Origin of the sequence: Paenibacillus mendelii (genome assembly GCF_024498075.1) — a bacterium.
In the GTDB taxonomy this organism is placed as follows: Bacteria; Bacillota; Bacilli; order Paenibacillales; family Paenibacillaceae; genus Paenibacillus_Z; species Paenibacillus_Z mendelii.
Map to the genome: position 1 here is coordinate 188,845 of NZ_JANHOF010000008.1, position 22,919 is coordinate 211,763.

Consider the following 22,919-nt stretch of genomic DNA (forward strand, 5'->3'; position numbering starts at 1 on the left):
TCGGCTAATATTAATGTATTCTTAATGGTTTCAAGGAAAATATTGAAGATACTAGAAGAAGATTAATCCAACTTTCCTAGCGTGAGAATTGGGTAGATTCCAAGCTAATTTTAGATGAGAGGCTGCATACGTAGAAGACTTGTCAACATAGAAAAACACCGCTTCCTTGGCAGCGTGAAAGTGATGAACAATCACAACCCATAGAAGAGGTGTTCCTTGCGACAGGCTGGATTCGCAATCCTTCGGCTGCTCTTGCGTCTTTCAAAACAGGGGATATCACCATCAAAAAAAAAGACCCAAGCATGTCGATGCTTGAGACAAAAAAAGGTAAATGCGGCTAATCAAAGCATTGCTTTCTTACCAGCAACACACAGCACTCCACATGTGTCGAGATGAGAGACAAAAATCGATATCCCCAAACTAGATGATTAATGAGTCCTTCGAATGAGAGAGCAACATTTCGAAAGTCACTTAATGATATAAATAAAGTGCAAAAGGTATTGTAAATAATGTTAGGAGATGGGGAAATGAGCAAGTTAAAAGGCAAAATTGCATTAGTAACAGGAGCAAGTAGAGGGATAGGGCGAGCCATTGCACAACGCTTCGCTCAGGATGGACTATTAGTAGCCGTGCATTATGGAAGGAACCATGATGCTGCAGAAACCGTGGTTCGTGAGATTGAGCAGATGGGCGGTTCTGCTTTCACAATAGGTTCTGTGCTTGGGTCTGTACAAGGCGTGAAAGATCTTTATGAAAAGCTAGATATAGCTTTGAAGGAACGTACGGGTGACACTCGATTCGATATTCTGGTAAACAATGCGGGATTATCCTTAGCAACATCCATTGAGGAGACAACGGAACAAGCTTACGATGAGATTATGGCCATCAACGTGAAAGCGCCGTTTTTCTTGACTCAACAAGCTCTGCCGCGTATTCGAGACGAAGGTCGTATTATTAATATTTCGTCTGCAACTACGAGAATATCCCTCCCAGCTATTCCCGCATACAGCATGACCAAAGGCGCAATCAACACGCTAACGCTCGCCCTAAGTAATCAACTAGGGCCCCGTGGGATTACGATTAATGCAATCCAACCTGGATTCGTTGCCACGGACATGCAAGCCGCAATGCTGAAAGATCCCGACGGACGGAAGTTCGGTGCTGCTTTCTCTATTTTTGGAAGATGGGGAGAGCCAAGTGATGTGGCGGATATAGCCGCTTTTCTTGCCTCTCCTGACAGCCGCTGGGTAACCGGCCAATTGATAGATGCTAGTGGAGGATCCCATTTGTAAGTTATCAGATGAAGTATTGGGATCGTTAACTGAAAATAATACAACAGGCTGCCGACTTAATCGCTCGGTAGCCTGTTGTAATTCGTTGTTCTTTCTATTTTAATTCTTTGTTGACGCGGGAGATAGTCCAAATTGCATCCCATCAACACTCGAACCCACAAATAAGTGGTGTAGTGTCTCTTCAGCAACTAGCCTTTCCTCGTTATTCATTCTAAACCACCTCGATTAAAATTGAACGCCATTTTCCTTCTGAATTATTAGAAAACCACGATTCAATTTCCTAACTAGGAACTTGTCGTTTAGCACTTTCTCAATTCGACTTAAATCCTCAGTTGAAACTATGCTGAATGGTTCTGACGATGGCTGCTCACCGTCTAGGACGTCCTTATAACTTGTCGGAGCTCCTAATTCATGATAGGTCTGAATTGTGTTTACTTCAAAAGAGTCCCATATCTTTTCTGAAATATTAAGAAGAGGCACTAACTTCGTACTGTCGTACTTCAAAAATTTATCATCTAAGAAGATGTCATCTTCAGGAAGAATCAAATGCAAAACAATTTCTTTAGATTCGTACATCCAATATAAACGAAGATGTATGAACAAATCTGACTCAAGAAGAATTTGTTTATAATCATGCTTTACATGCTGGTCAAATCCCAGCTTGAACTTCTTAGCAAGTTTAGATGTATTCCAACTTATAATTTCTTCTAATGTGTTTTTCTCAGACATCCAATAACCCGATTTATATGGGAATTGGCTAAAGATAATGTTGTAAATCTCACTCACGAAACTTTCATTGTACGTTGAAAACGGAAAAGAATAATGTACTGAAAAATATGGTGGCATCTAAGCAACTCCCATTTGTTAAATGATTCCTCATGGATTCGTTAAGCTCCAAAAAATCTCGGTCTCATCATCGCAGTAAAACCCTTCAAGTTTACAGGACTGAACAATTTGTTCCACCGTTTCTTTATTTGAACACAACAAGGAGAAATGACTATCCCAATGTGTAGTCAGTAGGAGTCTGTTATCGTGAGTAAATAAGTTAAGGTGTTGATTACGCAAGGCTTCATTATCATTGATTATGTCCTCAATATATTCTAGCTTGCGCTCTGTACAGAATTCATCCCCACGCCAAATCCAATATTTGCCCTGCTGTTTTATACACATAAGAATTTTATTCATTAGGAACTCTGGGAAAAACCCTTCCGTTGGTGCGATTAGCTTATAATTTCAGCAAGCATCTTGAATTAATTGGGCTGTAGACTCGTCGGAATATTGCTTCTTCAATCCTATGCTGCGTGTGTGCAATCCGACATCCAACTTACGAAAGCTTTCTATACCGGATATGTTTAAAAATTCTTTCCAAGTAACTAATTCACATTTTTCAATAATATCATTTTTACCTGGGTACGTTCCTGGCTCAAACTGTTCATAGTCAATAAGTTTTGGTTTTATGAAGGGATGGAAAAAGATAAATACTTCGTCAAATATCCCTTGATAATATGACTTAATCGGCATATCGTCTGGTGCACACACCGCGAATTTATGTGGGGCTGGCAAAACTCTTGGTTTTTCCATTTAACATCATCTCACTGTTTTTTTAATTTGTTTTTGGTACAGAGCCTAACCAAATATCTCCAACTTTAATTTTGTAAAAAGTATCGTCACCATATGACAACTTCATTTGTCCCCTTTCGTAAGAGCGACGGACGATGTTGTTGTAATTCGCAATTGTCTCATACCCGTCAGCAATGTTCTCTTGCAACTCGCTCTCCCAGTACATATTGGAATCAATACATTGCTCCCAATCAAACAGCCTAACATCCGGTATATTTGATAAATTTGCTGGGAAGTCCTTTTTGTAAGTTCCTTTATCGAATGTGTTGTCGTAGTAATGAAGTGCATCACCTATGGCACACACTACTTGGGAGTGGCTAAAGTTAGGATTGAAAAGCCATATTTTAAGATAAAATGGTTCCCCGAGTTCCTCTAACTTTTCGTACCACGCCTTATATATATCCAACAGCGCTTGAAGAATAATTCGAGAAAACCATACTGGCGGCGTTCTCTTTATGAGTCTACTCCAAGGGTCCAACCATATTTTTACGTATTTTCTTTGTGACAGATTTAACTCTTCGAAATCAAGATTAAGATAGTTTCTTTTCCATTCTTCTACTTCTCGGATTCTTCTCTTCCAGCCACGCACTTTCTTTTTATTAACAAATGGATTTGCCATTATACACGCCCCTTTGGTTGACCTAATTATACAATAAATGGGACGAGAAGTTTCTAATGTATCTAGAATAAGAGCATTAACAACTTTACATGGAGTCTACATGCAACGAGAGATACGATGCATTTGAGGATGAAGATGAATTTTTCTTAGGATTCCATTCTTCACTTGCATCAAAGGAATCCAAAACTACATCTGATAGAATTAAATTCAGTTTGGCTGAAACCGCGAGAAAAGGTAGGCATCATGGAACGCCTCCATTCGGTTACGATAAAATCGACGGAAAGCTCATGCCCAATTCGTATCAAGCGGCAATTGTGAAGCAAATCTTTGACTTATATTTAAAATCAGGATGGGGCTTCCAGAAGATTGCAAACCATTTAAAAGAAACAGGGATTCCATCTCCCCGTAACGGCTATAAATGGTATGACATTACTGTGAAATGCATCATAAGCAATCCTCATTACACAGGCAAGTTAGTCCAACGGCGAGAATCGGTGAAGAACAATAAATTGTTCCTTCAAGAGAAAGGTTACAAAGAGCGAATTAAAAACGATTCGGAACAACATGCTGTGGTCTACGACACACATGAGCCCTTAATCAGTAATGAAGTTTTCATGGAAGCTCAATCAAAATGGAAAGTAAAATCTGCTATCTTGCGCTAGCATGTTCAGCAGAACCGTGACGGCCTCCGCTCTTGTTGTTTTGCCGTCCGGAACGAAACGATTCGCGCCTTTGCCACTTACGATGCCCAGCTTCTTCAGCGCGGCCACCGCGCCTTGGGCCCAAACTGGAATATCCCGCTCGTCCTCGAAGCCGGTATCGCCAGTGTTCGCATTAGAGGACAAGCCAAACGCCTTCGCGATCATGACCGCCATCTCGGAGCGCGTTATCTCCGCATTCGGACGGAAAGTACCGTCCTCGTACCCCGTAACAATGCCTGCCTGCAATGCTTGCGCCACGGCGTTACGCGCCCAGGCACCGATGTTGTCCGCGTCGGAAAATGCTAGTGCGGCGCTGTCCGTTTGCGGCTTCAGCGCGTTCATCAGCATCACGAGAAATTCCGCGCGCGTGACGGACTTGTCCGGAGCGAATGAACCGTCTTCGTATCCGCTGACGATTTTCAGACGTGCTGCTTGTCCGATTCTCTGCTCTGCCCAGTGTCCCATCGTGTCATTATAAGTTAAAGTCGTCTCTTCGGAGCTGCGGGTAATGTTCACCGTATACGTACGAGTCGTACCGTTCTCTGCTTGAACTTGGATAAGCAGCTCGTTCTTGCCCAGGTTCAGATCTGCCTTCATATCAGCGGGCACGACTTGGCTGTTCAGCCGATACGTTGTCTTTGCCGCCCAGTGATCCGTAGCCGTTCCAATTACAATCTGAGACGCATTCGTGTTGGCCTCGTAAGTAAACACATCCGTCCGGAACGTCGGCGATAACGTCAGCGATTCTCCTTCGGCGACCGATACCGTCAACGACTTCAGCTCTGCATTACTTGAAGCAATGTAAGGCGGAATCACAGGTGGCGGCGCGACGACCGTTACGACCGTTACGATGCGGCTGACTTGATCAGCTGCGTTGCCAGCCAAATCGGTTACGTCGTAGCGAATCGTATAAGTGCCGACACGGCCCGTATCCACCGTATCGCCTGATACGACGATCATCGAAGTCAGATCCACACTGCCGTTATCCAAAGCCGTTGCACCCGGATCCGAGAAGCTCGCACCTTGCGTTACTTGGATAGTTGCCGCTCCGTTAAGCGTAATTACCGGCTTCGCCGTATCGATTCCCCACACATTACTAGCCGGAGTCGGATCGACATTGCCCGCTGCATCCACGGCTCGAACCATGAATGTATGACTACCGTCCGCAAGACCCGTTAATGTCAGCGGGCTCGTGCATACCGTATAGGCTGCGCCATCCAAGCTGCATTGGAACATCCCGGACTCGTTGCTAGAGAACGTGAACGTCGCACTGCTTGTCAATGGCGTTGACGGAGCCGACGTGATCGTCGTATCCGGAGCCGTCTTATCCACCGTCCACATATAGTTCGCCGGAGTCGGATCGACATTGCCCACTGCATCCACGGCTCGAACCATGAACGTATGGCTGCCGTCCGCAAGGCCGGTCAACGCCAACGGGCTCGTGCATGCCGAATAGGCTGCTCCGTCCAAGCTGCATTCAAAAATAACGTCCGACTCGTCGCTCGAGAACAGGAACGATGCACTGCCGCTCCCCGATATGGACGGAGGCCCGCTGCTGATCGTAGTGTCGGGATTGTCGGAATCAAGCATAATATTGGTTTGAATGCTTAGTAGCGCAGCGCTCGGCCCCCTGTCCGCGTGGAAAAAATCAAAAGTATAGGCGTTCCCGGAAACCAAGCCCAAGCCCGTTGCCGTTGCATTGTCTAACGTCACGCTGCCGCTCAAGGTACCATGTGCCCCGCCCAAATCAATGGCGAGCTTTCCGTTAATAAATAGCCACGCGTCATCGTCAGACCTGATCGTTATGACTTGTCCCTGTCCCGCCAAGTAGACAAAACGGCTGTGGGCTTCCAACGTGTAATTGAAATTGTGCGCATTCTCGTTCCCCCACAACTCCCCGTCGATCGGAAAATAATTCGGTTCATTAAATTCGTATTGACTGCTCGCTGAGTTCCATGCAAGCGTTAGAGAAGTCTCCTTCCTCTTATTCAACGGATCGTCATGAAACCATTGATAGAAGGAGGTTGCGCTAGCAATCTGTCCGGAAGCAGAAGCATTGAACTCTGGCGTCCGATCTGCTGCCAACATTGTTTTTACGTTACCCACTTCAAATGCCGCTTTCCCGTTCTCGAAATCGGGATGTTTATTCGGAGTCAGATTAGAAAAATCCCGAATCGTCGCCGGAAGACTAATCGAACCCGGATCCGCAGCCTCCGTTCGTGCCGGAAACCATGCGAAAGAAGCGGCCAGCAGCAGCAACGCCGCCGCCGCCGTCAGCCAGCGAATTCTTCTCCTTGCTATCATCATTATTCCTCCTAGACTGGCGTTGTTTTATATCATTAATTATAACGCAGGAAATTAGAAATTAGTAGAAAAAGCGCAATGAACTCCATGGATGGCAAATAATGATGTGCCCGCCAAAATTATTTCATCACGTCTTGGCCATAGCAGCATTCAGGTCACGATGAATACGTATGGGTTTGCCCTTCAATCCGCCGATAAGGCTGCTGCTGACAAGTTCGAATCCATTCTGAACGGAAGACAAGGACAGAACGAATGATACTCACGCCACCCTCTCAATACGTTGACGAAGTATCCTTAATCAAAGCGATTCAAGATCCAGATGAAGCAACCAAGGAACTGTTGAAATGTAGAGATAACAATATCATCTATCATACTGTACTGTTCAAGATAAAATAGCTTTGAGATTAGAAGAAGTCCCTTCTACAGTAACCGATAAAGATGCAGTTGGATTATATCGATGGTTTGCTTCACGCATCCTTGACGATCTGTCAGAGATCAGCAGATATCTCGAAAAATGGTAACTTGGTTATCGACCTTCATCGGATGCAAATGTATTCAGCCACATCTACGTAGAACTGAAATGGGGACGCGAATTTTCTCGCGTCCCCATTTCGTTCCCAACTCCCTAACCACTCACTCAAAACCCTTATAAATCAATAAACAAACCGTCTCCACATGCACCGTATGCGGAAACATGTCCACAGGCTGCATCTCAACGGCCCGATACCCGCCATCCTCCAGGACGCGCAGATCCCTCGCCAGTGTCGACGGATTGCATGATACATACACGACGCGCTCCGGCTTCATCGCCAGAATCGTCTCGAGTAATTCCGCATCGCAGCCTTTGCGCGGCGGGTCGACGACGATGACGTCAGGCACGATGCCTTCTTCGCGCCAGCGCGGGATAACCACTTCCGCTGCGCCCGCTTCGAACTCCGCATTCGCGATTCCGTTCAGTGCAGCATTGCGCCGCGCATCCTCGATCGCCTCTGGCACGATCTCGACGCCGTATACGCGTCCGGCTTGCCGCGCCAGAAACAGCGAAATCGTACCGATTCCGCAGTACGCATCGATGACGTTCTCCGTCCCCGTCAATCCCGCATACTCCACCGCTTTGCGGTACAAGGCGACCGTCTGCAGCGGATTCACCTGGTAGAACGATCTCGCCGAGATCGCGAAGCGAATCCCATCGAGCTCGTCATAGATCACGTCACTTCCCCACAGAACGCGCGTCACATCGCCGAAGATCACGTTCGTCTTGCGCGTGTTCACGTTCTGCACAATGCTCGTTACGCCCGCGACGTTCTCGCGGATGCGCTTAACCCAGCTCTCGACCTGCGGAATACGCTGGCCGTTCGTGATCAGCACGATCATCGTCTCGCCTGTAACGAACCCGACGCGCGTCATCACATGGCGCAGCAAGCCTCGACCTGTCTCTTCGTCATACGCGGTAATACCGAGCTCGCGGCCGATTGCTTTAATCCGCGCGACAACCTCGTCGTTGCGCTCGTGCTGGATCAAGCACGCATCCATATCGATGATTCGGTGACTGCTTCGTGCATAGAAGCCGCCAATCAGCTGCGCTGCACCCGCGGCACCGATTGTCTCAGCCGCCGCTGGTCCACTGCTGCTGCCCATTCCCATGCCCATCGGCACCTGCGCCTTATTGCGGTAACGCCAAGGCTCGTCCATGCCCATGGTAGGATGCACGATCACACCCGGAGCCTCGCCTTTCTCCTCTTGACCAACACCATCCGACGCCGCACCACTCGTAACCCGGATCTTCCCGATTCGCTCCAGATTGTCCACCACATGCTGCCGCTTCCAGCGCAGCTGGGCGGCATAGTCCATATGCTGCAGCTGGCAGCCGCCGCACTGCTTGTAGATCGGACACGGCGCTTCGACACGGTCGCTGCTCGATTTCAGTAATTCAAGCTGCTTGGCGTAGCCATACTGCTTCTTGACCTTCAGAACCTTGGCCCGCACCCGCTCACCAGGCAGCGCTCCCTGAACAAAGAGGGTAAAGCCCTCTACACGGCCTACCCCCTCACCTTCGTGCGTTAAGCCGACAATGTCGACGATGACTTCCTCATTCTTGCTTACCGGTATACTCATGGTTAGTTCTCGCTTTCTGTCGAGCTCATCTATCCCGGCCGGAGTTTACCCGGCAGGATGCCCTGTCTAGCCTAGCTTCTTCTATCTCCCTAGAACGCCAACGCCATCTGCTGCGTAAGCTAGCGGCTGTCCCACTACCTGTACGTCGACTGACCCGCTTCATCCACAAATATCTTCAGATGTGAAGGCAGCATCGTGAACGTACACGGCAGCGTGCCGCCATACTCGCCGTCCAGATTGAGCTGGACATAGCCTGGCGTCGTTACTTGAAGCTGCTTTGTCTGAAAATGAATCACATGCGGATCGTTCAAATGCTCCCCGCGCAGCGCAAGGGACGCAAGCCGGATGAACTCCGCCAGGTTACACTTACGCAGCACCACGACATCGAATAATCCATCGCTTAAGCTCGCATCCGGAGCGAGCCTCTCGAAGCCGCCAACCGAGTTGCTATTGCAAATAAGGAACAGCATGATTTCCTCATGAATTTCGCCATAGCCATCCGCTACGATGCGCAGCTCGGTCGGACGCAGCCGGGTCATTTTCTCCAGACCCTTCATATAATAGGCGAGCTGTCCGATCATCGTCTTCAGCTTGCTCGGCACCTCATACGTCAGCTCCGTCAACGAGCCGCCGCCGGCAATATTGATGAAATACCGCTGATTCGCCTGTCCAAGGTCGATCGTCTGCGTATATTGCTGTGTAATGAGGTCGCACGCGTACTCCCAATGCTTCGGAATACCGAGCGCCCGGGCAAAATCATTCGTCGTTCCCAGCGGCAGAATGCCGAGCGGCGGCCGCGACTCTTTCTCCGCCAATCCGTTAATGACCTCATACAGCGTGCCGTCTCCGCCCGCCGCTATGATCAGATCGAATCCCCGGTCGGCTGCCTCCGCAGCCGCAATCGTCGCATCGCCTTCGCTCTCCGTCGCGTGACAGCTCGTTTCAATGCCGCCCCGATCCAGCTTTTGCAGGATATCCGGCAGACGCCGCTTGATTTCTTCCCGTCCCGATGTCGGGTTATAAATTAATCTTGCTCGTTTGATCGACATTAAATTGGCACCTCCAGCGCCCTTCAACCGCTTCTACGCATCACTCGTCTTGCTATGCTTGCTGCAGCAGCCCGCGCGGTGTTTACTTCTCTATCTTCACCTGCCGCCGGACGGTTGAATCCGCCTATCGTCGTTTCTACATCATTACCCTTTTGTTCCCAGTCTATGTGCGCCCAGCTCATCCAGCCACGCGGCAATCTGTTTCTCCATCCATCGTGCAATGAACGGATGCGGCAGCATGGCGCGCCCGTTATAGCGGTACGTGAAGCCTTCGAGCCGCTTGGGGATGACCGTCTGCGTAAAATACCCGCTGCTCAAAAACAGCGGCACGACAATAAAAGCCTTGTCCTGCCGCTTCTTCTGCAGTGCGCCCAGCTTGCATGCCGCTTGATTCGGCAGCAGCATTGCGATGTCCGCCCGGGCAAAGCCGCCGATCGTCTTCATTCGCTCCGCCAGACGCTTCATCCCCCGCCGCCAGCGGTCATGGAAGACCGCTTCACGCGAACCATGCGCGACGAGCAGCAACAGCTCCCGCTCCGGCTGCTCCGACAGCTCCCTGATATTGGAGAGCAGCAGCTCCGCAATATCCGGATCGTCGTCGATCGGCAGACCGACATGCACCCGCATGCCCGCCGCAACGCGAAACCGGCCAAGCTCCCCTTCACGCTCCACGGTGACTGGCGGCTGGCCGAAGGCCTGCCCAATATCGTCGACATGCGTGCTGCCGGACGACACAAAGAGCGGAAGGACGTACAGATCCGTTACGCCTTCCGCTTCCAATTGATCGATCCCGTCTTGAATCAGCCGGCCTTCAACAATCTCCAGAAAAGCCGATACAATCGGCACCGGAGCCCCTTCCCGGGGTTCCGCTCCGTCGGACGAAGCTTGGCCGCCAGTTGCCGCCGAAGGTACCGCTTCGTATGCCCCGCGCGTGAAGCGCCGTTCAAGCGAAGCGGCCACCGACGCAACCGCATCGTCCACTAGCTGCACCCAACCCGCTTCGCGCGAACCGTGGCTGATGACTAGGATGCCTGGCTTCATCACGTTAGCGTCCTGAGCGCTCCAGCGCCATTTTGTACCCGTCGTTGCCGTAATTCAGGCAGCGCTTCACGCGGGAGATCGTCGCCGTGCTGGCACCCGTCTCCGCTTCGATCTGATTGTATGTACTTCCCTTGCCCAGCATGCGCGCGACTTCCAATCGCTGCGATAACGATTGAATCTCGTTAACGGTGCACAAATCATCGAAGAAAATATAGCATTCCTCAACCGTCTTCAGCGTCAGTACGGCTTCAAACAGCTGGTCTATCGTTTTATCGTTGAGCTTCTTGAGCTGCATTGGTTAGGTCACCCCTATTAGAACTAATAGTCTGATTGTAGCGGCTTTCCGGCCACTTATCAAGCATTACCGCTTTACCGAGTAGAAGAACCGTGCAGACAATCGATGTCTTTCGTCCACACGGATCAGAACATTCCCGCCGCTGTGAATACCTTTAACTGATGCAAGCTCAGTGCCACACCACATCCGCGTCATCCGGCATGATTGTACATTCAAGAAGGCTTGAAAATTATGGAACACTCCGGGTGACGAGAGGATATCCTGATCATACCAATCATCGGACTCTCGCAGCCGCCGCCCCCCCCCTCCCAACATCATTACCCGGATTTCCCCATACGACGCAGCTCTCTAACCTTTCCTCATCCATTCGTCTTATCGGAGAATTACCCGGCCATCTCAAGGCCCGACACCCCCACCTGCGGAAAAATAGCCTTCCCCCGGGCATCCGTCCAATCCCTCTAGTCACGTATCCCATACACTATAAACAAAACGAATAAAGGTTGTGATCCGCGTGAAGTACCGCAACGATCCGTCCGTCAGCGGCTTTCAGCAACCGTTCGGGGGACAAAGCCAATTTCCGGGTATTAGCGACCCGTTCTTTAACGGCGGTATGGGAGGTACTCCGACACCGTTTAATCCGACATTGGAGTCGAACATGCCTCAGATTGCTCTACAGCCTGCAACCGAGGTCATTCCGCAGGCCGCAGCCGATGCGGCTCCAGCCAAAGCCGGGGGATTCTCGCTGGCCAATCTAGGCGGCGGCATAAAAGATTTACAGGGAATTGTCGATCGCATGGGCGGCATCGACGGCATCCTCTCCACGATGACCAAGGTGCAGAAGGTCGTTGGCAGCGTCCAGCAGATGGCTCCGCTTATTAAATTACTTGCAGGCTCGTTCGGCAAAAAAGGCGTCGCCGCGACGGCATCCGACGATAGCGATGCCGATGGCCTGCCGATACCGAAGCGCAGGAAGCGCCGGCGTACGGGTTCCGGCTCGGGCTCAGGTTCGAGCAGACCGCGCAAACGCAAGCGTAGGCGATAAGCGAGCATGAATGCCGCAGGCCCCCGTATGATGGAAATGTCAAACTTCCATCATGGGGGCCTGTGCAGCTGGATTGCGTTCGACTGTTGGAGGCCGCTTCTCCACTCAAATCCTCCCTGAGGACACGCTGCATATGAAGTTGAACTCCGTCCGGTCCGCAGCACCCCATTTTGTCTCAAGAAGGCTGTTGCGCAGTCGGCAACCAGGCACTGCATGCGCCTGACTGCCGATTGCTGTCCAGCCTTTTTTACGTATTCCGCTCCTTCATCCCCCTTGCAGCCAACTAAGCCGAACGAACCATTTTCCAGCAGATTTCCTTTTTTACGGGTAAGACTTGCCTTGAAAGGGTAAGTAACCGTGAATCCAATGGAGGTGACGAACAACATGGAACAACGGTCATTCGGCAAGACGGACATGCAGGTATCGGTTCTCGGCTTCGGAGGTGCAGAAATTGGCATGGAGGAGATGAACGTCTCCTTGAGCGATGCAGAGAAGCTGCTTGGCAGTGTGCTCGACCTTGGCATCAACGTGCTTGATACGGCATCCAGCTACAACAACAGCGAGGAACTGATTGGACGGGCAGTATCCAACAGGAGGCAGGATTACTACTTATTCAGCAAGTGCGGCGAAGGAAGAAGCGTCGGCCTTAATTATCCCGACTGGGATGCGCGTAATGTGCGCCCAAGCGTGGAACGAAGCTTGAAGAGGCTCCGAACCGACTATCTCGATCTCGTGCTCATTCACAGCTGTACAGAAGCTATCCTGCGGCAGGGCGAGCTGATCGATGCGGTCCGCAAGCTCAAGGAGGATGGTCTCGTCCGCTATATTGGCTACAGCGGCGATAGCACCGATGCGCTGTACGCGATCCGAACCGATACGTTCGATGCCTTGGAAACATCGTTGAATCTGGCGGATCAAGAGGCGATCTCACTCACCTTGGAGGAAGCCGAGAAGCGCGAGATGGGCATTATTATTAAGCGTCCCATCGCCAATGCGGTATGGGAACGCAGCCCGCAGGAGCCCAATTACCCGGATCCGTACAAAGAGCGGCTGCGGAAGCTCGATTATCCGTTCCTGAGCAGCAATCCCAACAACATTCTCGAGATTGCCCTCCGGTTCACGTTGTCCGTCCCTCAGGTCGATACGATGATCGTTGGTACCACCAATGTCACCCATGTACAAGAGAATATCGAGCATGCCGCCAAAGGCAAGCTCACCGCAACCGAGATGAACGCGATCCGCGAGCGCTGGAGAGAAGTTTGTGAACCCGCCTGGGCGGGTCTGAAATAACCGATCGAGACTGGACAGGCGTCATGGAGTGCCACACCGCTCGCTAGGAGCATGCTGGGGTAGATGCGTCACAGCTTCCTGTTTTCTTATCACCGATTGATGTCGTGGGCCGCGGCAAACTTGTTTTGCCCCGTGGTCCACACATTTTCATATGCTGGGGTATTCCCCTTGCCTGCCCTTAGCCTACATATCTTACTCAGGTACGAACCTCGCACCCACAAACATGGCTCTAATGTTCATGTGGTGAGACGATACTACGCGGGGGAGAGACATCGCACGAGGGTGACATCACGAGGAGTTGGCACCACGCGGAGTGAGGGGCGAGCCCCCACGAGACGGACAACGTACGTGGGAGACATCACACGAGATCGGCCCCTCGAGACCGACATGCACGAGGGAGACATCACACGGGATCACACAGGGACTACCCCTACAAGACCAACACTACACGAGGGCGACATCACGCGGAGTGGGCACCACACTGGGGTGAACCCCCACAAGACCGACAACGCACGAGGGAGACATCACACGAGATCAGCCCCACACAAGGAACGAACCCCTACGAGACCAACACCACACGAGGGCGACATTACACAGAATCGGCACCACAAAGGGACGAACCCCCACGAGACCGACAACGTACGTGGGCGACATCACACGAAGTAGGCACCATACAGGGGCGAACCCCCACAAGACCAACACCACACGGGTGTGAAGATTCCGCTGCAGTTCAGGTTCTAGTTGAACTTTTATCTTTCCATATGCTAACCTGTATACAAGAAAGTAAGTTAGTTCATACATGACGTTCGGTCGTGAAGCACACGCCGCTGGTTCGAAAACATTATTGTTTTCGGATGCAGCGGTTTTTTTATTATCTAGAGGGGGGAGTACGTAAATGGCGGCGTTTCGGTTACTTTACGAGCAATGGCTGGATAGGCATATTGGACAACGGAAGGGCGAGAGGAAACGGAGATTAGTGGAGGGGCACGGCCATGCTGAAAATCTCTTTATAGAAAAGGTGTGGTTCCCGGCATTTCGACAGTTGGATCACCTGCATCCGGAGTTTGAGGTAGCGGATTTTCGGGATGGATCGCGGTTTTTGGACTTTGCATATATTCGCAATCCGATTCGACTCGCAATCGAAATTGATGGTTACGGACCGCATTCATCTAAGATAAGCCGTACTCAGTTCTCCGATTCATTGATGCGGCAGAATCACTTGATGATCGATGGCTGGCGGGTACTTCGATTCTCCTACGATGATGTGAATGAGAGGCCGCGCATGTGTCAGCAAATTCTTCAGCAATTCCTGGGATCACAATTTGGAGAGAGTACACCGCAATCGGATCGTTCCAACATAGTGGAAACTGAGGTGCTCCGTCTGGCACTCCGTCTGCAGCGGTCGTTGCGCCCCCGTGACGTCTGTGATTTATTGCAAGTCAACAAAAAAACGGCTTATCTTATTCTTCGGCGTATGGTTGAGAAACAATCCTTGCAGCCTGTCGGAAGAGGTGAGCAGCGTGTTCGATGCTATAGTGTCAATCCCATTCACATCAATGAAAAGAAATGACCCCTTTAAGCTTGATACCTTAGCTTAAAGGACAGGATAATTGAGAGCTCAGTAGTGGTCTTTGTCGCTGTAAGTCCGTTTTCTGGACTTACAGCCCCAGCTTCGGAGGCTGCACCTCTCTGTAACGCCCTTTTCCGGCGTTACAGCTCTCCCCGCCATCCATCAGCCATCCGATTACATGCTGTAAGTCCGTTTTCTGGACTTACAGCCCCAGCTTCGGAGGCTGCACCTCTCTGTAACGCCCTTTTCCGGCGTTACAGCTCTCCCCGCCATCCATCAGCAATCCGATCACATACCGTAAGTCCGCTTTCTGGTCTTACAGCCCCAGCTTCGGAGGCTGCACCTCTCTGTAACGCCCTTTTCCGGCGTTACAGCTCCCTCGAACCTCCTTCAGCAATCCGATTACATGCTGTAAGTCCGCTTTCTGGACTTACAGCCCCAACTTCGGTGGCTGCACCTCTCTGTAACGCCCTTTTCCGGCGTTACAGCCCCCTCGTTCCTCCTCCAGCCATCCGATCACATGCTGTAAGTCCGCTTTCTGGACTTACAGCCCCAACTTCGGTGGCTGCACCTCTCTGTAACGCCCTTTTCCGGCGTTACAGCTCCCTCATTCCTCCTCCAGCCATCCGATTACATGCTGTAAGTCCGCTTTCTGGACTTACAGCCCCAACTTCGGAGGCTGCACCTCTCTGTAACGCCCTTTTCCGGCGTTACAGCTCTCCCCGCCATCCTTCAGCAATCCGATTACATGCTGTAAGTCCACTTTCTGGACTTACAGCCCCAGCTTCGGAGGCTGCACCTCTCTGTAACGCCCTTTTCCGGCGTTACAGCTCTCCCCGCCATCCATCAGCAATCCGATCACATACCGTAAGTCCGCTTTCTGGACTTACAGCCCCAGCTTCGGTGGCTGCACCTCTCTGTTCTTGTCGTGATCCGTTTCGGCCCCGCGCCTTCCATAGGTTATTTACCCTTCGTCTCTTTGATGACGGCACGGCTCTTTTCCAAATATTTTACGGATTTTTCGAAATCGATGCTGGCGACGCCCGAATAAAGAATGTCGATTAAATTAAGCTGGGTAATCCGGGAAGACATCGCGCCGATCCGAATCTCGTTCTCGGTAGATGATATGAAGAGCGGAATATGCGCCTGCTCGCTGACCGGCGTATTGCCGTATTTCGTCATGCTGATAATTGTCGCGCCTGCTTCCTTGGCGGCTTTCACGCAAGCGACGACGTTCGCCGTCTGCCCCGAGTAGGAGATACCGACGGCCACGTCGCGTTCGGTCAGCATGACGGCGGTTGTCAGCTGTAGGTCCGTATCGGTGAAGGCGAAGCAGGTTTTGTTGATGCGGACGAACTTGTGCTGCGCGTCCTGCGCGATCAAATTGGATGCGCCGACACCGTAGAAGTATATATGCTCCGCACGGGCAAGCGCCTCGATCGCCTTATTGACCATCGCGACGTCGAGCAGCTTCATCGTGTCGCGGATGGATTGAATGTTGTTGTTCGACACGTTCTGGACGATGTTCGAGATTGAATCCTGCGGCCTGATATCGAAGTAGCTTTGTCCGCCGCCCTCCTGTAGATCTCCCGCTACTTTCAGCATTAGCTCGCGGTAACCCTTAAGCTCGAGCGATCTGCACAGCCGGGTAACGGCTGCTTGGCTGCCCCCGCTCTGTTCCGCAAGCTGCGCGATCGACATGCCGACCATGCGTCGCGGATCTTTCAGTATGAATTCGGCAACCTTCCGTTCGGACGGGGTAATCCGGTCCAATATTTCTCTAAGTCTAACCAAACCTCCGTTCATTGACCTACCTCCATCCACAATGTTCTTTCATTATACAGGATAATATCGTTATTCCGTCAATGCCGCCGCGATCGCATTATGCAACGTGGCGCGCAACCGGGAGACGAACGAGCGGTCCCGACTTATTCGGACGGCGTTCGTCAGCATCACGACGGTTAATCCGCTGGCCGGATCGGCATACATGCTCGTTCCTGTGAACCCGGTATGGCCGTAGCTGTTCGCGGAGAGTAGATCGCCAGAGGCGTCGAACTTGTCACCCTTCAGCACCCATCCCAGTCCGCGATTCCCACCCTCGGAGCCGCTAGTTCGGCAGCTCGTCGCCAGCCTCACAGCGGCAGGCGACAGCAATCGGCTGCCGTTAAGGCAGCCCCCGCCGAGCCACATCGTCGCGTATCGCGACAGATCGCGCGCGGTCGCGAACAGGCCGGCATGGCCGCTCACGCCGCCCATCGCCGCCGCGTTCTCATCATGAACCGTCCCCCTCCGGGGCCCCGACTCATACGAGTACCACTCCGTCTCGGCAATGCGAGCGATCTGCGACGGCGGTGGACAGAACCCGCTGTCGGCCATGCCGAGCGGGTCAAACACAAGCCGCTGTGCGGCGCGATCCAACGGTTCTTCGTACAGCAATTCGGCCAAGTGGCCAAGCAGGATGAATCCTAAATCGCTATAGACGATATGTCTGCCCGGCTGCCGTTCCGGCTCAAGCTCGATCGCGCTCGCGATGATCCTCTCGCGCGACCAACCATGCGCGTGCAGATTGAACGTCGGAGGGAGCCCCGAGGTATGCGTAAGAAGCTGCTCGATCGTGATCATAGCTTTATGCTCAGCGGTGGCGAACTCCGGAATGAATCGGGCGAGCGGATCTTGCAGATGGAGCCGCCCCTTTTCCAGGAGCATCAGAATGAGTGGCAACGTGACGGTCACTTTCGTGAGCGACGCGCAATCGTACGGTGTTTCCGGTTTGGCCGGGACCGCGAGCTCCTTGTTGAAGGAAGCGATACCGCATGCGAATTCGGCCACATATCCATTTCTTCCGACGGCCAGCACGCCGCCGGGAATACGACCGGCCTCAACCTCGTTCTCTAGAAGCGTAAACGCGGTGCGCAGTCTGCCGGCGTCCATCCCCATCAGTGGGGCGATATTATTCCATTGGTCAGCATTTTCCAACTTTGCACTTCCTTCCGCGAATATAAAGAAACGATCAGCCGGCGCGGCGGCTGATCGTGCGGCACAAATGGTTTAAATGAAAAACTGCTTTCTTTGGTGAACCCCGCCGGGTCCGACGGCATAGGCTTGTGCGTGTTTAAAGCCGTTGACGGCACCTCGCACGACGGTGAGTGCTTTGTAGTAATCGATATAAGGGAAGCCGTATGTCTCGCCACGGGCAAATGCGTAGCGATTGAGTCCCTGCACCCACTTCTCGTATGCCTCCACCGGAATGTCGATGAACACTTCAGGATCGTAGCCGTACATATCCTCCCAATTCTCGGAGTAATAGACCGCTTTGACAGGGTGATGCGGCAGGTCGCGTTCGAACGCCGGAATGGCTGCGTAGAAGCGCGCATCCTTCGTGATGAAATGCGCATTCTCGTGATCTTTGTGCATGCTGCGCGACCAATGGGTGATTAGAATTTCGGGCTTCAACTCGCGGATGATGTCGGCCACTTCGAACTTGACCGTTTCGTCAAGCGGCAACTCTCCGTCCCTGTAACTCAGAAACCGAACATCGGCTCCGATGATGTCTGCGAATTGATGGGCTTCGTCGATTTTTTGCTTGGCGTAATCCTCGGCGGATAGGCGCGGGTGACCCTTCTCGCCCGGCGTCAGGTGCAGCATCGTTACTTTATGGCCTTCCATGACATACTTGGCAAGCGTGGCTCCGGCTGTCAGGTCTTGGTCCCCTGCATGAGCGCTAATCGCGAGTACATGTTGCTTGTTGTTCGTTGTCATTTCTAAATCTCTCCCATCTAGTAGTTAAGTTTGGAATGGTAGGAATAACGGTTATTTCAAGCCATCGTTCATCATGCCGCGCACATAATATTTTTGCAGGAACAGGAACAGAATGAGAATCGGTATGGTTGCGATGACAAGTCCCGCCATAACGAGCGGTTGGGTAAGCGTCGGATCGAGATGAGACTTCAGCATCTGAATGCCGACAGGCAGCGTCGCCAGCTCGTTGTTGACCGAATTCATGAGCAGAGCCCAGATGAACTCATTCCAAGAGCCGATAAATTCAAAGATCGCCAGAGTCGCCAGCGCGGGAACGGTCATGGGCAATATGACCTGAAAAAAGATTCTAAGTTCACCCGCGCCATCAATACGAGCCGATTCGATATAGGCATCTTCAATATTCATAATGAATTGACGCATCAGGAAGATGCCGAAGCCGCTTACTGCGAACGGTACGATAAGTCCGGCCATGCTTGCTGCAAGACCGCCATAGCCGCCTTCGCCGAATATATTGTTGCCCCCGACAAGCGGAAAATGAACAGTAATATAATAGTTCGGGATAAAAAAGAGAAACGCCGGAAACATCATCGTAGACAGCACGAAACGGAAAATGAGCTTCTTGCCCGGAAATCTGAGCTTAGCAAGTACATAACCGCCAAGCGAGCTGGTAAGCAGCACCAGCAGCGTAATGGCCAAGGAACGAATGATGCTGTTCTTGAACAGCATCGACAACTTGAGCTGTTCGAACGCCATCCGGTAGTTGTCGAACACGAATGTCTCCGGCAATAGCGAATAGTTGAGCTTGCTGTACTCGGACGCGCTTTTGAACGACGAGAAGATCATATCCAGAAACGGGAAGATCATAATGACGGTGCCGATCAGGATGATGAGATACGAAATCCAGGGAATACGCTTCAGCTTCATCAGTAGCTCTCCACCCCTCCCTTGCGGAATACGATCAACTGGATCATGGTGATGATGAAAATAACGACGAACAGGACGAATGCCATCGCGCTTGCAACGCCCCAATTGCCGAACGAGAACGCTTGATTATACATTTCGAGCGCTCCAACATTCGTCGAATTGCCTGGCCCTCCTGTACGGGTCATGACAAGCGTAAGCGTGAATGATTGCAGGCCGCCGATGAACGACGTAATAAGCACGAACAGAATGGTCGGACGGAGCAGTGGAAGCGTTATGGAGAAATATTGCCTCCACATTCCCGCGCCCTCGAGCGAAGCTGCCTCGTAATAATCGTGTGGAATGCCCTTAAGTCCGGCAGTCAGAATGAGAACTGCGCCGCCAATGCCGAGCCAACCGCTGACGGCGATGACCGCCCACAATGCGATACTTGGGTTGTCGAGGAAGTTGACGGGTTTCAGGCCGACACTCGTTAATATTTCATTCAGAATGCCGTTAGTCGGGTTATAAATATAAAGCCATACGTTGCCGATCGCAACTATCGTCGTTACTGCGGGCAGGAAGTATATCGAACGCCACAAGCCCTGCCAGCGCAGCCGCGTAATAAGGAATGAAACCATCATAGCTGCTATGAAAGAGAGCGCCACCGATCCAAACGCGAATACGAACGTATTCGTCAGGATCGGATCGAGAAATGTCGAGTCGGACGCGAAAATTTTCTTATAGTTGTCCAAGCCGACGAAGGTCATCGACTCCAAATCGAAGCCGCCCCATTCGGTGAGGCTAATCACGAATGAGAAGACCACGGGTATGACAAGAAAGATAGTATAGAACAGCAGGATCGGAATTAAGAACGAATAGGCCAGTACGGTTTCTTTTCTCAATCCAAATGACTTCATCACCGACCTCCTTATCCGAAGCGACACGTTATATTGGAGTTCAGGCGACCGCGTTACTCGTGGCCGCCCTGAAACTCTTTAATCACTTCAGTTTTTCTTCGATTTGCGTATGCGCGTTGTTGATTGTGTCGTCCAAGCTCTGCTGGCCGGTCCACATGCTCTCGATGTTCTTAAATAGGATGTCCTGAACTTCCGCGGCAGTCGCCGGGCTTTGCTCTTCGCTTGCGTATGTCAGCGCATCGGAGAAGTTCTTGATGATCGGATCCGAACCTAGATGCTCTTTCAGCTTCGGCGATTCCAGATCGGACTTACGGGACGATGCTGTATTGAATGCCTCCAGCAGGAAGCTTCCCTCAGGCGTCAAGTCGTCTTTCACAACAGTCGAGTTCATCCATTGGAGGAATTTCCATGCTGCTTCTTGGTTCTTGGACTTGCTGTTGACGCCCCATGCCCAAGTATAAGCGATCGTACCCTTCGAGCTGCCGTCTAACGATGGGATAGGAGCGACGCCTACATCGGTATAACTGTCCTTCATGACCGTCTTCAGCGATCCGGCCCACCAGCCGGCGCCAATCGTCATCGCAACTTGACCGGTGCCGAAGCCCTTCGTCGCGTTGAACGAAATGTCGGTCATTCCGTCTTTGCCGTATACTTTGCTATATAGCTCCAGCGTCTTCTTGCCCGCGTCGGTGTTCAGGTTCGATTTCGTCAGGTCGTCACTGAGCAGGTTGCTTCCCGCCGCTGCCATCATGGCCATGAACGGCTGGTCGACGAGACCGGCATAACCGCGTTGGAAGCCGAAGCCTTGGACTTGCACTTTGCCGCTGGAGTCTTTCTTCTCGATCGCCTTCGCCATGCTCAGCATCTCATCCCACGTCGCCGGAGGATTGTCAAAGCCCGCTTCCTTCAGCAGACGTTTATTGTAGAACAGTCCGTATGCCTGTACCTCAGTCGGATAACCGAACACTTTACCGTCCAACGAAGCGCCCTTCACGGCCGCTTCCGGATAGTTGGCTTTCACGTCCTCGGCGATATGATCCGGTGCTTCCGCAAGCACGTTGTTCTTGTTAAGCTGACCGCCCCACAACGCGTAAACGTGCATGATGTCCGCGCCTTGACCGGCAGATTGCTTTGTCATGATCGTCTTCTGCAACTCACCGAAGTCGACACCGATCGGCTTGATCTGGATGTCGGGATTCTCCGAGTTCCATTGTTCGATTAACGGTTTAAGCTGCGTTTCGTTCACTCCCACATAGTGGGTGAGCATCGTGAGCTCTACCTTCTCAGCCGGCTTGTTACCCGATCCTTCACTTGCCGGTGCATTTCCGTTGTTCCCGCTGCAAGCCACCATTGCTCCCGTCAGCATCAATGCTAAAGTGGCCTTCGAAAGCTTCCCCCATAACTTCATGCGCGTAACCCTCCTCGTTTGGTATGGCTATAGTGATCTGCTCACGACGTCGAAGCTTCGTGAGATGTTGAAACCAAGCTTCTTGTACAACTGTCCGGCAGCGCTTTGCTCGCCGGTCCAGAGGAACCAGGCGCCGTGCATGCCTTGCGAACGCATCAGATACAGGCAATCATACAACAATATTTTGCCGATGCCCTTGCCGCGTTGGCCAGAATCGACGCCGAACGGCCCGAACCGTTCGCGCACGCCCTCGTAGCCTCCGTGTAAGCAGAAGCCTACGAGCTCACCGTGGTGTCTGGCGACCAGAATCTGCTGCATGGTCAGATTCTGCAGCAGCCCTTCGCGGATAGCGCGACCCCAATCGGAGTTGAAATGATCGGTAGCGAACTGAATCAGCTCGTACAGATCGCGATCCGCAGCCGTTGCGAACGAATAGCCTTCGCTAATCCGCTGCTTCTTCAGCTGTCTCACATCTTCCGGAATATCGAACGGCACGAGGTGATAATCCATTGCGACGGCGGTATAATTGCGTTGAAAGCCCGCCTTGTCGAGGAATGCCGCGCCGGCAGGATATCCGGACCGGTCGATGCCCGGTACGATGTAGTTCGGAGCATAGCCGGAAAACAATAGCGTTTCCCGTTTGTTGGCGCGCATGAACGCCATCGCGTCCTCCAGAAGTCTCGTGGCCACGCCTTCTCTACGGCAGTCCGGGTCGACGAAGAAGAATGGCACCCACCCCTTATCCGACTCCAGCTCCGTGCCGAGCATCGGCAACCGGCGTCGAATCGAATAGAAGACGCCGACCACGGAGCCGCCCCTCACGGCGATTCGCATGCCATGTGGATCAAAATTCGGGTCAAGCAGCACGAGCTTGCGGAACCGAAGCTCCGTTACGGGATCCCATGTCAGACATCTATTCCACAGCGATACGATGCCCGGCTCGTCGCCCGGTAAGTAATGGCGGAACGTAATTGCACTCATGAACCTCACCTCC

The 22,919-nt window shown here is 51.9% G+C and carries 21 protein-coding genes and 1 pseudogene; 6 read left to right on the forward strand and 16 right to left on the reverse strand.

The window, feature by feature from the left end:
• The first annotated feature begins 527 nt into the window (after positions 1–527).
• Positions 528–1,292 carry an SDR family oxidoreductase gene (locus NNL21_RS23065; RefSeq protein ID WP_204820692.1) on the forward strand — a complete coding sequence of 255 codons (765 nt, stop codon included), beginning with the start codon at positions 528–530 and terminating at the stop codon, positions 1,290–1,292.
• 225 nt (positions 1,293–1,517) lie between these two features.
• Here the strand turns inward: NNL21_RS23065 and NNL21_RS23070 are convergent, their stop codons facing one another.
• The 3 genes and pseudogenes from NNL21_RS23070 to NNL21_RS23080 all read right to left on the reverse strand — a co-directional run bounded on the left by NNL21_RS23070 (position 1,518) and on the right by NNL21_RS23080 (position 3,531).
• Complete coding sequence (locus NNL21_RS23070; RefSeq protein ID WP_204820691.1) at positions 1,518–2,138, reverse strand: hypothetical protein; 621 nt, start codon at positions 2,136–2,138, stop codon at positions 1,518–1,520.
• A gap of 30 nt (positions 2,139–2,168) precedes the next feature.
• A pseudogene (locus NNL21_RS23075) lies at positions 2,169–2,873 on the reverse strand (DUF2711 family protein).
• Positions 2,874–2,895: 22 nt separating this feature from the next.
• On the reverse strand, positions 2,896–3,531 hold the full coding sequence (locus NNL21_RS23080) for a hypothetical protein (RefSeq protein WP_204820690.1): 636 nt from the start codon (positions 3,529–3,531) through the stop codon (positions 2,896–2,898).
• An 89-nt stretch (positions 3,532–3,620) separates the two neighbouring features.
• On the opposite strand from NNL21_RS23080, the gene NNL21_RS23085 reads away from it, so the two are divergent.
• On the forward strand, positions 3,621–4,193 hold the full coding sequence (locus NNL21_RS23085) for a recombinase family protein (RefSeq protein ID WP_204820689.1): 573 nt from the start codon (positions 3,621–3,623) through the stop codon (positions 4,191–4,193).
• On the opposite strand, the gene NNL21_RS23090 is transcribed toward NNL21_RS23085, so the two are convergent.
• Positions 4,158–6,539, reverse strand: a complete 2,382-nt coding sequence (locus NNL21_RS23090; RefSeq protein ID WP_204820688.1) for an S-layer homology domain-containing protein — start codon at positions 6,537–6,539, stop codon at positions 4,158–4,160. The two genes, NNL21_RS23085 and NNL21_RS23090, sit on opposite strands and share 36 nt — an antisense overlap.
• A gap of 88 nt (positions 6,540–6,627) precedes the next feature.
• Between NNL21_RS23090 and NNL21_RS23095 the strand changes: the two genes are divergently transcribed.
• Positions 6,628–6,792, forward strand: a complete 165-nt coding sequence (locus tag NNL21_RS23095) for a hypothetical protein (protein ID WP_204820687.1) — start codon at positions 6,628–6,630, stop codon at positions 6,790–6,792.
• Between the two features lie 377 nt (positions 6,793–7,169).
• Here the strand turns inward: NNL21_RS23095 and rlmD are convergent, their stop codons facing one another.
• The 5 genes from rlmD to NNL21_RS23120 all read right to left on the reverse strand — a co-directional run bounded on the left by rlmD (position 7,170) and on the right by NNL21_RS23120 (position 11,354).
• Complete coding sequence (gene rlmD, locus NNL21_RS23100; protein WP_204820686.1) at positions 7,170–8,651, reverse strand: 23S rRNA (uracil(1939)-C(5))-methyltransferase RlmD; 1,482 nt, start codon at positions 8,649–8,651, stop codon at positions 7,170–7,172.
• Between the two features lie 134 nt (positions 8,652–8,785).
• Positions 8,786–9,700 (reverse strand): diacylglycerol kinase, encoded by a 915-nt coding sequence (locus NNL21_RS23105; RefSeq protein ID WP_204820685.1) that lies wholly within the window; start codon positions 9,698–9,700, stop codon positions 8,786–8,788.
• Positions 9,701–9,844: 144 nt separating this feature from the next.
• A complete protein-coding gene (locus NNL21_RS23110; protein ID WP_204820684.1) occupies positions 9,845–10,741 on the reverse strand; it encodes a sirohydrochlorin chelatase in 897 nt (298 codons plus the stop codon).
• A gap of 4 nt (positions 10,742–10,745) precedes the next feature.
• On the reverse strand, positions 10,746–11,036 hold the full coding sequence (locus tag NNL21_RS23115; RefSeq protein ID WP_204820683.1) for a YerC/YecD family TrpR-related protein: 291 nt from the start codon (positions 11,034–11,036) through the stop codon (positions 10,746–10,748).
• Positions 11,037–11,102: 66 nt separating this feature from the next.
• The gene (locus NNL21_RS23120) at positions 11,103–11,354 is read right to left on the reverse strand and encodes a hypothetical protein (RefSeq protein WP_204820682.1); all 252 of its coding nucleotides are present in this window, start codon (positions 11,352–11,354) and stop codon (positions 11,103–11,105) included.
• 193 nt (positions 11,355–11,547) lie between these two features.
• Here NNL21_RS23120 and NNL21_RS23125 point away from each other — a divergent pair, with 193 nt between their 5' ends.
• The 3 genes from NNL21_RS23125 to NNL21_RS23135 all read left to right on the forward strand — a co-directional run bounded on the left by NNL21_RS23125 (position 11,548) and on the right by NNL21_RS23135 (position 14,938).
• Complete coding sequence (locus NNL21_RS23125; protein ID WP_204820681.1) at positions 11,548–12,078, forward strand: aminotransferase; 531 nt, start codon at positions 11,548–11,550, stop codon at positions 12,076–12,078.
• Positions 12,079–12,462: 384 nt separating this feature from the next.
• Positions 12,463–13,368 carry an aldo/keto reductase gene (locus tag NNL21_RS23130; RefSeq protein WP_204820680.1) on the forward strand — a complete coding sequence of 302 codons (906 nt, stop codon included), beginning with the start codon at positions 12,463–12,465 and terminating at the stop codon, positions 13,366–13,368.
• Positions 13,369–14,263: 895 nt separating this feature from the next.
• Positions 14,264–14,938: a putative endonuclease domain-containing protein gene (locus tag NNL21_RS23135; RefSeq protein ID WP_204820679.1), complete on the forward strand. Its 675-nt coding sequence runs from the start codon at positions 14,264–14,266 to the stop codon at positions 14,936–14,938.
• A 960-nt stretch (positions 14,939–15,898) separates the two neighbouring features.
• Here NNL21_RS23135 and NNL21_RS23140 read toward each other — a convergent pair.
• The 7 genes from NNL21_RS23140 to NNL21_RS23170 all read right to left on the reverse strand — a co-directional run bounded on the left by NNL21_RS23140 (position 15,899) and on the right by NNL21_RS23170 (position 22,906).
• Positions 15,899–16,744: a MurR/RpiR family transcriptional regulator gene (locus NNL21_RS23140; RefSeq protein WP_204820678.1), complete on the reverse strand. Its 846-nt coding sequence runs from the start codon at positions 16,742–16,744 to the stop codon at positions 15,899–15,901.
• 48 nt (positions 16,745–16,792) lie between these two features.
• Positions 16,793–17,914: a serine hydrolase domain-containing protein gene (locus NNL21_RS23145; protein ID WP_256555420.1), complete on the reverse strand. Its 1,122-nt coding sequence runs from the start codon at positions 17,912–17,914 to the stop codon at positions 16,793–16,795.
• A gap of 72 nt (positions 17,915–17,986) precedes the next feature.
• Positions 17,987–18,697, reverse strand: coding sequence for a PIG-L deacetylase family protein (locus tag NNL21_RS23150; RefSeq protein ID WP_204820677.1), 711 nt, complete (start codon positions 18,695–18,697; stop codon positions 17,987–17,989).
• A gap of 51 nt (positions 18,698–18,748) precedes the next feature.
• The gene (locus NNL21_RS23155) at positions 18,749–19,621 is read right to left on the reverse strand and encodes a carbohydrate ABC transporter permease (RefSeq protein ID WP_204820676.1); all 873 of its coding nucleotides are present in this window, start codon (positions 19,619–19,621) and stop codon (positions 18,749–18,751) included.
• The gene (locus NNL21_RS23160; RefSeq protein WP_204820675.1) at positions 19,621–20,517 is read right to left on the reverse strand and encodes a carbohydrate ABC transporter permease; all 897 of its coding nucleotides are present in this window, start codon (positions 20,515–20,517) and stop codon (positions 19,621–19,623) included. Before NNL21_RS23160 ends, NNL21_RS23155 begins: the two co-directional genes overlap by 1 nt.
• 82 nt (positions 20,518–20,599) lie before the next feature.
• Positions 20,600–21,925, reverse strand: coding sequence for an ABC transporter substrate-binding protein (locus tag NNL21_RS23165; protein ID WP_204820674.1), 1,326 nt, complete (start codon positions 21,923–21,925; stop codon positions 20,600–20,602).
• A 27-nt stretch (positions 21,926–21,952) separates the two neighbouring features.
• On the reverse strand, positions 21,953–22,906 hold the full coding sequence (locus NNL21_RS23170; protein WP_204820673.1) for a GNAT family N-acetyltransferase: 954 nt from the start codon (positions 22,904–22,906) through the stop codon (positions 21,953–21,955).
• Positions 22,907–22,919: the final 13 nt, after the last annotated feature.

Excerpts from the sequence above, each read along its gene's own strand:
- NNL21_RS23160 (WP_204820675.1), bottom strand. The coding sequence starts at position 20,517 with ATGAAGTCATTTGGATTGAGAAAAGAAACCGTACTGGCCTATTCGTTC.
- NNL21_RS23170 (WP_204820673.1), bottom strand. The coding sequence starts at position 22,906 with ATGAGTGCAATTACGTTCCGCCATTACTTACCGGGCGACGAGCCGGGC.
- NNL21_RS23115 (WP_204820683.1), bottom strand. The coding sequence starts at position 11,036 with ATGCAGCTCAAGAAGCTCAACGATAAAACGATAGACCAGCTGTTTGAA.
- NNL21_RS23120 (WP_204820682.1), bottom strand. The coding sequence starts at position 11,354 with ATGATGTTGGGAGGGGGGGGGCGGCGGCTGCGAGAGTCCGATGATTGG.
- NNL21_RS23065 (WP_204820692.1), top strand. The coding sequence starts at position 528 with ATGAGCAAGTTAAAAGGCAAAATTGCATTAGTAACAGGAGCAAGTAGA.
- NNL21_RS23165 (WP_204820674.1), bottom strand. The coding sequence starts at position 21,925 with ATGAAGTTATGGGGGAAGCTTTCGAAGGCCACTTTAGCATTGATGCTG.
- NNL21_RS23090 (WP_204820688.1), bottom strand. The coding sequence starts at position 6,539 with ATGATGATAGCAAGGAGAAGAATTCGCTGGCTGACGGCGGCGGCGGCG.
- NNL21_RS23140 (WP_204820678.1), bottom strand. The coding sequence starts at position 16,744 with ATGAACGGAGGTTTGGTTAGACTTAGAGAAATATTGGACCGGATTACC.
- NNL21_RS23130 (WP_204820680.1), top strand. The coding sequence starts at position 12,463 with ATGGAACAACGGTCATTCGGCAAGACGGACATGCAGGTATCGGTTCTC.
- rlmD (WP_204820686.1), bottom strand. The coding sequence starts at position 8,651 with ATGAGTATACCGGTAAGCAAGAATGAGGAAGTCATCGTCGACATTGTC.
- NNL21_RS23080 (WP_204820690.1), bottom strand. The coding sequence starts at position 3,531 with ATGGCAAATCCATTTGTTAATAAAAAGAAAGTGCGTGGCTGGAAGAGA.
- NNL21_RS23070 (WP_204820691.1), bottom strand. The coding sequence starts at position 2,138 with ATGCCACCATATTTTTCAGTACATTATTCTTTTCCGTTTTCAACGTAC.
- NNL21_RS23105 (WP_204820685.1), bottom strand. The coding sequence starts at position 9,700 with ATGTCGATCAAACGAGCAAGATTAATTTATAACCCGACATCGGGACGG.
- NNL21_RS23135 (WP_204820679.1), top strand. The coding sequence starts at position 14,264 with ATGGCGGCGTTTCGGTTACTTTACGAGCAATGGCTGGATAGGCATATT.
- NNL21_RS23095 (WP_204820687.1), top strand. The coding sequence starts at position 6,628 with ATGGCAAATAATGATGTGCCCGCCAAAATTATTTCATCACGTCTTGGC.
- NNL21_RS23155 (WP_204820676.1), bottom strand. The coding sequence starts at position 19,621 with ATGAAGCTGAAGCGTATTCCCTGGATTTCGTATCTCATCATCCTGATC.
- NNL21_RS23085 (WP_204820689.1), top strand. The coding sequence starts at position 3,621 with ATGGAGTCTACATGCAACGAGAGATACGATGCATTTGAGGATGAAGAT.
- NNL21_RS23150 (WP_204820677.1), bottom strand. The coding sequence starts at position 18,697 with ATGACAACGAACAACAAGCAACATGTACTCGCGATTAGCGCTCATGCA.
- NNL21_RS23110 (WP_204820684.1), bottom strand. The coding sequence starts at position 10,741 with ATGAAGCCAGGCATCCTAGTCATCAGCCACGGTTCGCGCGAAGCGGGT.